The sequence below is a fragment of the Thioclava sp. F36-7 genome (assembly GCF_002020075.1).
GTDB lineage: Bacteria > Pseudomonadota > Alphaproteobacteria > Rhodobacterales > Rhodobacteraceae > Thioclava > Thioclava sediminum.
In genome coordinates, this window is record NZ_MPZR01000003.1 from 248441 (window position 1) to 260502 (window position 12062).

The 12062-nt window shown below is 63.6% G+C and carries 11 protein-coding genes; 4 read left to right on the plus strand and 7 right to left on the minus strand.

Annotated features, from left to right (window positions below; all coding sequences use genetic code 11):
- Positions 1 to 33 precede the first annotated feature (33 nt).
- The 5 genes from BMI89_RS06995 to groES all read right to left on the minus strand — a co-directional run bounded on the left by BMI89_RS06995 (position 34) and on the right by groES (position 5033).
- A complete protein-coding gene (locus BMI89_RS06995; protein ID WP_078570347.1) occupies positions 34 to 981 on the minus strand; it encodes a sugar-binding transcriptional regulator in 948 nt (315 codons plus the stop codon).
- Between the two features lie 5 nt (positions 982 to 986).
- Entirely contained in the window at positions 987 to 1655 is a 669-nt protein-coding gene (locus BMI89_RS07000) for an HAD family hydrolase (protein ID WP_078570348.1), read from the minus strand.
- 71 nt (positions 1656 to 1726) lie between these two features.
- Positions 1727 to 2866: a hypothetical protein gene (locus tag BMI89_RS07005; protein ID WP_078570349.1), complete on the minus strand. Its 1140-nt coding sequence runs from the start codon at positions 2864 to 2866 to the stop codon at positions 1727 to 1729.
- Between the two features lie 170 nt (positions 2867 to 3036).
- On the minus strand, positions 3037 to 4680 hold the full coding sequence (groL, locus tag BMI89_RS07010; RefSeq protein WP_078519292.1) for a chaperonin GroEL: 1644 nt from the start codon (positions 4678 to 4680) through the stop codon (positions 3037 to 3039).
- 65 nt (positions 4681 to 4745) lie between these two features.
- On the minus strand, positions 4746 to 5033 hold the full coding sequence (gene groES / locus BMI89_RS07015; RefSeq protein WP_075774612.1) for a co-chaperone GroES: 288 nt from the start codon (positions 5031 to 5033) through the stop codon (positions 4746 to 4748).
- A 199-nt stretch (positions 5034 to 5232) separates the two neighbouring features.
- Here groES and BMI89_RS07020 point away from each other — a divergent pair, with 199 nt between their 5' ends.
- Positions 5233 to 6234 (plus strand): TraB/GumN family protein, encoded by a 1002-nt coding sequence (locus tag BMI89_RS07020; RefSeq protein ID WP_078570350.1) that lies wholly within the window; start codon positions 5233 to 5235, stop codon positions 6232 to 6234.
- A gap of 141 nt (positions 6235 to 6375) precedes the next feature.
- Positions 6376 to 7296 (plus strand): manganese-dependent inorganic pyrophosphatase, encoded by a 921-nt coding sequence (locus BMI89_RS07025; protein WP_078570351.1) that lies wholly within the window; start codon positions 6376 to 6378, stop codon positions 7294 to 7296.
- Positions 7297 to 7687: 391 nt separating this feature from the next.
- Here the strand turns inward: BMI89_RS07025 and BMI89_RS07030 are convergent, their stop codons facing one another.
- A complete protein-coding gene (locus tag BMI89_RS07030) occupies positions 7688 to 9205 on the minus strand; it encodes an acetyl-CoA hydrolase/transferase family protein (protein WP_078570352.1) in 1518 nt (505 codons plus the stop codon).
- Between the two features lie 205 nt (positions 9206 to 9410).
- Positions 9411 to 9797: a response regulator gene (locus BMI89_RS07035; protein WP_083075284.1), complete on the minus strand. Its 387-nt coding sequence runs from the start codon at positions 9795 to 9797 to the stop codon at positions 9411 to 9413.
- 421 nt (positions 9798 to 10218) lie between these two features.
- On the opposite strand from BMI89_RS07035, the gene BMI89_RS07040 reads away from it, so the two are divergent.
- Together BMI89_RS07040 and BMI89_RS07045 are read left to right on the plus strand one after the other, a co-directional pair.
- Positions 10219 to 10947 (plus strand): Crp/Fnr family transcriptional regulator, encoded by a 729-nt coding sequence (locus tag BMI89_RS07040; RefSeq protein WP_078570353.1) that lies wholly within the window; start codon positions 10219 to 10221, stop codon positions 10945 to 10947.
- Positions 10948 to 11160: 213 nt separating this feature from the next.
- On the plus strand, positions 11161 to 11808 hold the full coding sequence (locus BMI89_RS07045; protein WP_158522062.1) for a Crp/Fnr family transcriptional regulator: 648 nt from the start codon (positions 11161 to 11163) through the stop codon (positions 11806 to 11808).
- Positions 11809 to 12062 lie beyond the last annotated feature (254 nt).

Sequence of the window (12062 nt, forward strand, 5' to 3'; positions counted from 1 at the left end):
TGTTAACGCTGACAGTAACGCCTTGTTTCGGCGTCAGTCTTCCAACAGGGCCTGGGCCGTCGGCTCATCGGTCACGAGCCCGTTGAGAAGCCCGCCTGCGAGGGCTGCACGAATCGCGACCAGTTTCGATGGGCCGGCTGCGATGCCGATCACCGGGGCCTCGCGCTTGGGCTCGATCCGGAACGAGCCGAACCGCGCCGTGGTGGGGGTGGCGATGTAATTGCCCTGCGCATCGTAGAACGAGCCCACGAGCTCGCCCACGCCACCCGCGGCGCGCAACTCCTCCAGCTCCGCGAGGGTGACGAAGCCGTCCTTGTAGACTGGCGCGTCCTCGCCCAACTGACCGACGCCCACGAAGGTCGCATCCGCCGCCGCCGCAAGCCGCTGCACAGCCTGCACCGGCTTGAGCTTGTCGAACATCGCGCGCTCTTCCACCGTCTCCGAGATTACCGGCACCAGCATCGGGTAATGCGGCAGGCGCAGCTTGTCGGCCATGCGCATGATGACGTCGTAGAACGAGGCCGAGCCATCCGGCGCGATGTTGCCGATCAGCGAGACGATCTTATGCGCGGTCGCAGGACGCTGCATCACCTCGTTCACCATGGCCGAAAGCGAGCGCCCGGTGCCGAAGGCGATCACCTGCGGCTCCGAGCGGGCGAGAATCCGTTCGAGAAGCGTGGCGGCGAAGGCTGCAGTGGCCGCGGACGGATCGCCCCGTTCGCCCAGCGAGGGCGCGACGCGCGCCGTCTGCAGGCCGAAGCGCCGGATCAGCGCGGCTTCCAGTTCCAGACAGGCCCCGATCTTGTGCTCGATGCGCACCCGCACCAGCCCCTCGGAGACCGCGCGGCTCACCAGCCGCTGCGCGCGCTGGCGCGAGACGCCCAGTTCGGCGGCGATCTGGTCCTGCGTCATTCCGCCGACATAATAGAGCCATCCGGCCCGTGCCGCCTCGTCATCGCGCGAGGTTTCGGCGTCACTCATACGGTTCACGAATCTTTCTCCCTAGTCGTGTCATTCTGGAAGAACTCGGTGAAATGCGCAAATTCGCGATGCGGCTGCGCGTCCTCGGGCGGGGTCAGATCGCGCCCGGCCAGATGGCTGCCGCCAGTGAAGCGCCAGACTTCCATTCCGGCCGCAAGCCCGGCGCGGATGCCGTTGAGACTGTCCTCGATCACCAGCGTGCGGGCAGGGGCCGCGCCCATCTTCTTTGCCGCATGGAGGAACAGATCGGGGGCGGGCTTGCCATGCGCGACTTCGCTTGCCGTGAACAGCCGGTCGCCCACCAGCTTGCGCAGCCCTGCGATTTCCAGCGAGCGTTCCGCGCGCGGCTGGCTCGACGAGGTGGCCACGCACCACGGCACGTCCAGCCTCTCCATCACATCGGCCACGCCCGGCATCACCTGCAACTCGCGCTCGAACGCGTCCACAAGCCGTGCGCGATATTGCGCCTCGAATTCCTCCGGCAGATCGAGCCCGAATTCGTAGCGGATCTGCTTCATCACGGTGGGGTAGGACCGTCCGAGGAAATGCCGCGCGACATAGTCGAGGTCGATCGACACCCGCAGCTTGGCCAGCTCGTCGATCAGCATCTGCGCCGAGATGATCTCGGAATCGATCAGCACCCCGTCGCAGTCGAAAATCACCAGCTCGGTCATGGTTCCTCTCCCTGTCCTTCGCGCAGCGATAGCGCGCGAAAGCAGGGATGGCCAGAGGTGGGTCGGGACGGTCAGGCTGCGGTGCCTTGCGCACCGATCCCGGTCACGCGCAGCACGATCGCGCCTGCGCCGAACAGGAAGATCGCCATCATGCCGAGCCAACCGACCCAGGGGATCATGCAGATGAGCGCCCCGATCACCGCCCCGCCGAAGGCCGCCAGTGCGCATTCTCCATTGGTGACGGGATGGCCGCGCCCGATCAGATCATGCGCCCAGGCGCCGATGACCCAGATGCCCACGATATAGCCGCCGAAGCCCAGCACCAGCACCCCGAGCAGCGAGAACGGAATAAGCACGATGCCGATCACCGTCATCGCGAGCAGCAAGATGGACCCGACCAGCGCCGAGAGCCCGATGAAACCCGCAAGCCCTGCGCGCAACGGATGGGCGAGGCTGCGTTGGCGCATCCGGTCCATGAAGCCCGGCGCGAAGACGGCAAGAAGCGTCGCCACGATCCCGACCACGAGCACGCCGCCCAGCCAGTCGCGGGTCTCGATGAGGTAATTGCGCTCCGGGGCTGCGCGCGACTTCGCCTGCTCGAACTCCTTCGCCTCATGGATGCTGACCCGATCGGCCGGGGCGACGCTGGCGGGCACGCTCACCTCGCCGGGCGTGTCGGTGTAGACTTGGACCTTGCCTGTGACCGTCGCGCCATCGCCCCAGGTGACGGTCTTTGTTCCCAGCACCAGATCGCCCGAAATTTCGCCGTTGATCTGCGCGTCATCAGCCCCGATGATCACGCTGCCCGCGACCGGCGCCTCTAGCCGGACCTGCTGGCCCATCGCGCGCAGGTTGCCCGAGATCGGGCCCTTGATGGTGAGCGCCTGACCCGCGAGCGTGGCCGCGCCCGCCACCGGGGCGTCGAGGTCGATATCCTGTCCCGCCGCGTAGAGATCACCGCCCACCCGCGCGCCGATCACGATGTTCTGGCCCGCGAGATGCGCCGCGCCGGTGATTGGTATGCCCAAGGTTACGTGCTGACCGGCGGCGAAGAGGTCGTGAATGTTCTCGCCCGTGGCACTCACGGTGCGGCCCGCGAGATAGGCGTCACCGCCGAAGCGCCAGTCTTGAGTTTCCTCAGCCGCCGCGACCGAGGCGGCCAGCGCGACAGCGAGGCAGGCGAGGGATTTGACAAGGAAATTGCGCAACATGACCGGGGCCCTCCAGCGAAATTGACGTTGGGGGAAGTATAGCGCCATTCGTTTGCGGCCCCGTGACATAGCTCAATGCGCGCATGAAAACCTGCGATTTTCGCATGTGAAAAGGGGCGCCCCTTTCGGAGCGCCCCTTCCCAATAGATCCCTGAAGCGGGAACGGCTGATTACATCATGCCGCCCATGCCGCCCATGCCGCCCATGTCGGGGGCACCGCCAGCGCCTTTCGGCTCCGGCTTCTCGGCGATCATCGCTTCGGTGGTGATCAGCAGGCCAGCAACCGAAGCCGCGTCTTCGAGCGCGGTACGGGTCACTTTCGCCGGGTCGATCACGCCGAACTCGAACATGTTGCCATATTCTTCGGTCTGCGCGTTGAAGCCGAAGTTCAGGTCGTCGCTCTCGCGAACCTTGCCGGCCACGACAGCACCGTCCACACCGGCGTTCTCGGCGATCTGACGCAGCGGCGCTTCGAGAGCGCGCTTGACGATCGCGATACCGGCTTCTTGGTCGGAGTTCGCACCGGTGAGACCGGCGAGCACTTTCGCGCCCTGAACGAGGCTGACGCCACCGCCGACAACGATGCCTTCCTGAACGGCCGCACGGGTCGCGTTCAGAGCGTCGTCCACACGGTCCTTGCGCTCTTTCACTTCGACTTCGGTCATGCCGCCGACGCGGATGACAGCAACGCCACCGGCCAGTTTCGCGACACGCTCTTGCAGCTTCTCGCGGTCGTAGTCCGAGGTGGTTTCCTCGATCTGGGTGCGGATCTGGCTGACGCGCGCTTCGATCTCGGCCTTGTCACCAGCGCCTTCGACGATGGTGGTGTCGTCCTTGGTGATGGTCACCTTCTTGGCGGTGCCCAGCATGTCCATGCCGACGTTCTCGAGCTTCATGCCGAGGTCTTCCGAGATCACCTGGCCGCCGGTGAGGACAGCGATGTCCTGCAGCATGGCCTTGCGGCGGTCGCCGAAGCCCGGTGCTTTCACGGCTGCGATCTTCAGGCCGCCGCGCAGCTTGTTGACCACGAGGGTCGCGAGCGCTTCGCCTTCGACGTCTTCACCGATGATGAGGAGCGGTTTCTGCGACTGGATGACCTGCTCGAGGAGCGGGACCATCGGCTGCAGCGACGAGAGCTTCTTCTCGTGGAGCAGGATGTAGCAGTCTTCGAGTTCCGCGACCATCTTGTCGGGGTTGGTCACGAAGTAGGGCGACAGGTAGCCACGGTCGAACTGCATGCCTTCGACGACTTCGACTTCGGTCTCCATGCCGCGGGCTTCTTCCACGGTGATGACGCCGTCATTGCCGACTTTCTGCATTGCGTTGGCGATCATCTTGCCGATGGCTTCTTCGCCGTTCGCCGAGATGGTGCCGACCTGAGCGACTTCGTCCGAGTCCTTGACCGGGCGAGCAGCGCTCTTGATCGCGTCGACGACTTTCGAGGTCGCGAGGTCGATGCCGCGCTTGAGGTCCATCGGGTTCATGCCCGCGGCCACGGCTTTCAGGCCGTCCTTGACGATCGCCTGAGCGAGCACGGTGGCGGTGGTGGTGCCGTCGCCAGCCTCGTCATTGGTGCGCGAGGCGACTTCTTTCACCATTTGCGCGCCCATGTTCTCGAACTTGTCGGAAAGTTCGATCTCTTTGGCGACCGACACACCGTCTTTGGTGATGCGCGGCGAGCCGAACGACTTTTCGATCACGACGTTGCGGCCTTTCGGGCCCAGCGTGACCTTCACCGCGTCGGCGAGGATGTTGACGCCGTCGAGCATACGATCGCGGGCGTCGGTGGAGAATTTCACGTCCTTGGCTGCCATGTTTGTTGGCTCCTTGACTGAGTTGTTCTTGGGAAATCAGGGGGTCTCGGTAAGGGCAGGGCGCCTTACGAGATGATGCCCATGATGTCGCTTTCTTTCATGATGAGCAGCTCTTCGCCGTCGAGGGTCACTTCCGTGCCCGACCACTTGCCGAAGAGAACGCGGTCGCCAGCTTTGACGCCCGGTGCGATCAGCTCGCCCGATTCCTTGCGCGCGCCGTCACCCACTGCGACAACTTCACCCTCTGCGGGCTTTTCTTTCGCGCTGTCGGGGATGATCAGGCCACCCTTGGTTTTTTCTTCGCTCTCCACGCGCTTGACCAGCACACGGTCATGAAGCGGTTTGAATGCCATCTGGGTCACTCCCTAAAGGTTCCAGGTTCGAAAACTTTTAGCACTCGTCACTGGTGAGTGCTAACGATGGCGGAGTTAGTCATTGGGACGGGTGGGTGTCAATAACCGGAAGGCGAATTTTTTTGCGTCAATTCGAGCGACCGGGGCGCGGCGATTTCGCCTCTATGCGGAATGCAGATCGCGTGGCACTCTCGCCGTCATGAAACTCGCCAAGCTCCTTCGGCCGCTGCTGGCCCCCGCGCTCTCTTTCTGCCTTGCACTGCCCGCTTGGGCCGAGTGTCGCGGCACGAATATTTTCGACGCGCTGCCCGCAGCCGAGCAGGAGGCGCTGACCGCCGAGGCCGATTCCGCGCCCTTCTCTCGCGGATTGCTGTTCTCTGCAACCAAAGGCGAGGAAGAGATCACGCTGGCTGGCACTTACCACCTTCCCGATCCGCGCCATGACAAGCTGGTCGGCGCGCTCTCGAAGGCGCTCGACGATGCGTCGCGGCTTCTGGTGGAGGCAGGTCCGGACGAGCAGGGGAAGCTGGAACATGCGATCAAGACCGACCCGACGCTGATGTTCTCTACCGGCAAGACGCTGCCGCAGATGATGTCCGAGCAGGACTGGAACATGACCAAGGCGGCGCTGGCGGCCCACGGGATGCCCGCCTTCCTCGCGGCCAAGATGCGGCCCGCTTTCGTTGCGATGACGCTCTCGCTTCCGCCTTGTGCGACGGCCGAGCTTGCGAAGGGGCAGGGAGGTCTGGACCTGCAGGTGATGACGAAGGCCGAGGCCAGTGGCGTGCCGGTCGAGGCGCTCGAGCCGTGGGATACCGTCTTCAAGCTCTTCAACGGGATCACCGAGACCGAAGCGCTGGAGATGCTGCGCGCGGCGGTGATCGGTGCCCCCCTCGCCGACGATATGGGCGTGACGATGGGCGATCTCTATTTCCGGGGCGAGCCGCGTCTGATCTGGGAACTGGCGCGCTATCAGGCGGTCGCGGCGGGCATGGATGCCGACGAGGTCGAGCGTCAGATGAAGCTCTCCGAGGATCTTCTGATGGTGGCGCGCAACCAAAACTGGCTGCCCGAGATCGAAGCGGCGGCAGAGGATGGCCCGGTCGTCGTGGCGGTGGGTGCGTTGCATCTGTCCGGCGAAGAGGGGCTGTTGCGGCTGCTCGAAAAGGACGGCTGGACGATCAAGCGGCTGGATAGCTGATCAGCTGAAACACGGCCTTTGCGGGGCGCCCGCCCAAGGTTCCGGCGCGCCCCTTTCCGCATCGCCAGACCCCTAGGTGACAAGCCCATACACAGCGCCTATAACCTGCGCCGACAGATGATTATCCGAGAGGATCTCCCCATGACGATCAAGGTTTTTGGCCATAAGGCTCCCGACACCGACTCCACCGGCTCGCCCATCGCCTGGGCGTGGTATCTCAATGATGTCAAAGGCACTCCGGCCAAGCCCTGCCTGCTGGGTGAGCCCAATACCGAGGCCGCTTTCGTCATCGAGCATTGGGGTCTCGACAAGCCCGAGATCATCTCTGACGTGGAAGAAGGCGAGGACGTGGTCGTCGTCGACACCAACAACCCCGCCGAGCTGCCGAGCGGCATCAACGCGGCCAACGTCATCCAGATCATCGATCACCACAAGCTGACCGGCGGGATCGAGACCAAGGGCCCGATCGACATCACGATGCGCCCGCTCGCCTGCACCGCGACCATCCTCTACGATCTGATGGGTGACGACGTGGCGAAAGCGCCGCGCGGCATCAAGGGCGCGATGCTCAGCTGCATCCTGTCGGACACGCTGGAATTCCGCTCGCCCACCACGACCGATCACGACCGCGCCGTCTGCGATGCGCTGGCCTCCGATCTGGGCATCGACATGCACGAGCTGGCCGAGAAGATGTTCGAAGCGAAATCGGACGTCTCCGCCTTCACCGATGCGGAACTGCTGCGGATGGATTCCAAGGAATACCCGGTCGACGGCACGAGCTTCCGCGTCTCGGTGCTGGAGACCACGGCGCCGAAAATGGTGTTGGACCGGAAGGACTCGCTGATGGCCTCAATGGAAGAGGTCGCGAAGGAAGACGGCGTCGATCAGGTGCTGCTGTTCGTGATCGACATCCTGAAGGAAGAGGCGACGCTGCTGGTGCCGAACGATCTGGTGAAGGGCGTGGCCGAGAAGAGCTTCGATGCCACGGTCGAGGGCGACACGGTGGTGCTGCCGGGCGTGATGAGCCGGAAAAAGCAGATCATTCCGTCGCTCAAGGTCTGAGCCTTTCGGGATTTGAGATAAGGAAGGGGCGTCCGATTGGGCGCCCTTTTTCGTTTGAGTGGAGCGCAGGGCGAGCGCCGGTCCGTGGGGTGGCGCAGCCCATTTCCCAAATGGCGCGGCGCGACCAGCCCCGGGCCGCGCCCGACTCTCCCCCGGGAGGGCGCATTGGCGCTGTCAGCGCGGGCACGAATGCCATTCGGGCTTGAGAGATAAATCGCCCGGCCACCTAGCGTTGCAAAGCGCCCACCCGAGGCTCGGGCGCAGCCCTTTCCGCGAAACACAGACGCCCCCGGCGCCGCGACGCGTTCGCCGCTGAAGCCTTCCACTGGAAGCCTTCCACTGGAAGCTTTCCAAGACGCGGCTCACCCCGAGGCTCGGGGGGCTCAGCGCCTCACTCCTCCATCGTCCCCGTTTCCACGAACCGCTGGTGCCAGCTCAGCGCCTCGCCCAGCAGGTTCGGGGCGTGATTGGCGAAGCTGCCTTTCTTCGCGCGTTCGAAATAGTCCCGCAGCATCGGGCGATAGGCGGGATGGGCGCAGGTCTCGATGATCGTCTCGGCGCGCTGCTTGGGCGAGAGCCCCCGCAGATCTGCCAAACCCTGCTCGGTCACGATCACCTGCACGTCCTGCGCGATGTGATCGACATGGGCGGCCATCGGCACGATCGCGGAAATCTTGCCGCCCTTCGCGACCGAAGGCGTCATGAAGATCGAGACATAGCCGTTGCGCGCGAAATCGCCCGAGCCGCCTATGCCGTTCTGGATCTTCGAGCCCATCACATGGGTCGAGTTCACGTTGCCATAGATATCCGCCTCGATCAGCCCGTTCATCGCGATACAGCCCAGACGGCGCACCAGCTCGGGATGGTTCGAGATCTCCTGCGGACGCAGGATCAGCTTGTCACGGAAATAGGCGGCGTTGTCGTTGAAATACTGCGCCTTCTCGGGCGAGAGCGAAAACGCCGTGGCCGAGGCCATGCGCAGCTTGCCCGCCTCGATCATGTCGAGCATCCCGTCCTGAATGACCTCCGTGAAGGCGGTCATCTGGTCGAAGGGCGCCTCGATCAGCCCGGCCATTACGGCATTGGGCACATTGCCCACGCCCGATTGCAGCGGCAGAAGCCCGCGCGGCAGACGGCCCTGTTTCACCTCGTTGCCCAGAAAGTCGAGGATATGACCGGCAATCGCCTCGGCCACCGCATCCGGCGGGCTGAAGGGTGCGTTACGGTCGGGCGCGTCGGTCTCGACCACGGCCACGACTTTCTCGGGGTCGACCTCGAAATAGGTCTGGCCTATCCGGTCGTCAGGCTTCACCAGCGGGATCGGCACGCGGTTCGGGGGCAGGGCGGTGCCGTAATAGATGTCGTGCATCCCCTCGAGCAGCGGCGATTGCCAGCGGTTCACTTCGAGGATGATCTTGTCGGCACAATCGAGCCAGGTCTTGTTATTGCCGACCGAGCTCGACGGGATCAGCTTGCCGTCCTCGGTGATGCCGGAGATCTCGATCACCGCCGTGTCGAGCTTGCCCATGAACCCCATCCACGCCATCGGCGCGACCTGGCTCAGGTGCATGTCGAAATATTTCATCTGACCCGCATTGATCCGCTCGCGCGCGATCGGGTCGGAATTGTAGGGCAGGCGGAATTCGATCCCGTCGGCCTTCGCCAGGGCGCCGTCCAGCTCGGGACCCGTCGAGGCGCCCGACCAGATCTTGACCTTGAACGGTCGGCCCGCCGCGTGCTCAGCCTCGATCCGCGCAGCCAGCGCCATCGGCACCGCCTTGGGATAGCCCGAGCCGGTGAAGCCCGACATGCCGATGGTCGCGCCATTGTCGATCAGTTCTGCAGCCTCTTCGGCCGACATCACCTTGGCGGCGAGCCCGGCATGGGCTTTGCGGATCGTGTGGTTCATGAGCAAGCGCCTCCTTCGCGATGGTTCGGTCGCGATGGCGCGGAACGGGGCTCCTCTCTGCCCCGCATGGCCGCGCGACCTGGTGTTCCGGTGACGAGGAACGCGAGGTTGCGCGGGATGTCCATGTTTGGCAGATATGCGCCGAGTGCATAGCAACTGTCACGGGGCGCATGGCATATCGATCTCAGCGCCAGTGGCGCAGAGATCAGGCTTCGGCAAAACCCATCGAAATCAGGGCATTGGCGAAATCGTCATTGGTGAACGGCTTGATCAGCATCTTGCCTTCGGGAAAGCCGTCCATCATCACGGATTGTTCATCATATCCGGTCGAGTAGAGGATCGGCACCGCACGTTCGCGCAGCGCCTTGGCGGCTTCCAGCGAGGTTTCGTCGCCAAGATTGATGTCGAGCAGCGCCATCGAGATGTCATTGCCGCCAGCGATATGGAGCAATGCTTCTTCGACAGTGCCGAAGATGACCACATCGCGCGCGCCGAATTCGCTCAGCATCGCGGCCGCATCATAGGCCACGATCATCGCGTCTTCGAGCACCAGCGCGGTGCCGTCGATCCGAGGGGGGGAACAAAGAGTCACGAGGACCGCCTAGCCGCGAGGCGGGCACCGCTTACGCGGATCTCGCTTCGTTCGTGTTGGAAAATCCGGGGCATCAGCTTCCTGTCCTTGCAGATTACTGCATTTGGAGGGGGGATAGGATCGGGATCGATCCGACGTCAGTATAACGCTTTTAGGCTTCAGCCCGATTGTCGGTGCGCTGAGAGGCCTCTTGGACCTTAGTGCACCTCGTAATCTCCGGGGTCATTTAACTATGACATACTGCTGCAAAGCGTCTAGCTGGCATGAATCCCACAGGGCTGCCTGTTACACAAGCGATCGTGAACATGCGGGGCGCAGATAGTGAGGGAAATAAGGGGAAATAGGGAATCCACCCACGAAATTTGAAAGGAACCTGCCACGGTCCTTCGCGTTGCCTTATGACGTAAAAGTGAGCCAAGGCATGACACGCAACTTTAGAAATTGTCCCTTCGTCGATAATCCCGCCTTCATGGCGCCCGATGCGCACGAGGAAGCAATCGCCGAGGCCGCCCGCGCGGGCGAGCTACGGATGCCCGCAGGGCAGACCGTCGTGATGGAAGGCAACGAGCCGCAACGCTTCTTCACGTTGATCGAAGGCCAGGCCATGCGTTACCGGATGCTGGAAGACGGTCGGCGCCAAGTGCTCAATTTCCTCTTTCCCGGCGATCTGATCGGCCTCGACGCGATCATGATGGGCATGGCCTCGCACACGACCGAGGCGCTGACCCCGGTAAAGCTCAGCGTTTTCGACCGTAAACAAGTGTGGGAGCTTTTCTCGAAGATGCCGCAGCGCGCGATGATGCTGACGTGGCAGGTTGCGCGCGAGGAGCATTTCCTGAGCGACGCGCTCGTGACGGTCGGGCAGCGCTCGGCGCGCGAGGCGCTCGCATGGGCCTTCGTCACTCTTTATGAGCGTGGATCGCAGACCGGGCTGGTGCGCGACGGCAAGATGCCGTTCCCCGTCCGGCAGCAGGATCTCGCGGATGCGCTCGGGCTATCGCTCGTTCACACAAACAAGACACTTGCCCGTCTGCGGTCCGAAGGGCTCGTCAGATGGGCGCAGGGGATTCTCGAACTGCCCGATCTCGAAAGGCTCGCCGATATAGGAGTCGTCGAGCTGGGGGCCGGGCCACCGCGCTACTATTTATAGTCGCGCAGGAGAGTGGCGGAATTCCTCAGGAACGCTGCATTCGTTCAGCGATTCCTAAAGCTTTTCACATAGGCGAAAAGCGTTTTTCCGCCGGGTGACGCGGAGGAACTTCCGAAAAAATCTGCATCAATGTCCTATGACGTAGCGCGCTCAGCGCTTTCGCGGCAGATGCTGGTTTCTTCGCAGAAATTAACAAAACGGAACCGAGCAAGCTTGGAAAACCTGTCTCGAAAACCTGACCTCGCCTATCTGGCGGAGCTGTCCCAATCGCAACGCGCCATTCCCGCGGGAGCGGCGCTTTTGCCCGAGTCCACGCCATTGATCGTGCGGGTCGAGCGCGGGATCGCCATGCGCTATACGCTGCTCGAAGACGGGCGCAGGCAAGTCGAAGCGCTGGTCTATCCGGGCGATCTGTGCGGGCTGACGAGCGTGCTCTACGGTCCGGGGGCGAGCTATTACGAGGCACTCACGCCGATGATGCTGTCGAGCTTCGATCCGGCCGATCTGCATCAGCCTCTGCCAGATGGTCCCGATCGCACCACAACGCTCGTGTGGCTGATGACGCGTGAACTGACGCGGCTGTCGGGCTGGCTGGCCTCGGTCGGGCAGCGCAACGCCAATGAGGGGATCGCGTGGTTCGTGATGCACGCATGGGAGCGTGCCGAGGCGGTCGGGCTGATCGAGAAGGACAGCGCGCCGTTCCCCTTCGCCCAACAGGTCGTGGCGGACTCGCTTGGGCTGTCGCTCGTGCATACGAACAAGACGATCCGCCGTCTGCGCGATCAGGGTCTGTTCCGGATTGCCGGCGGGCGTGTGCGGATCTCGTCGCTCCCGGCGCTGCGCCGGGCCGCGGCGCTCTGACCGCTCCTTTCCGGTAACCCTCTCTGACAGCGCGCCGCGGGGTTTCCGCGGCGTTGGTTTGTCATGCGCCGGGGGAGGGCGCTCCGTTCCCGCCAACGCGGAGCGAGGCGGGAGCCTGAGCGGATGACACCCCTCACGCACCGCGTGACCTCAAGCGTCCGTGATCGGCTAAGTTGCTCATTTTGCTCACGGATCGCTCACCGCTCCATCACAAGCGCGAGAGAAGGGCCCGTTTACCCCTGTATTCGGGCGCC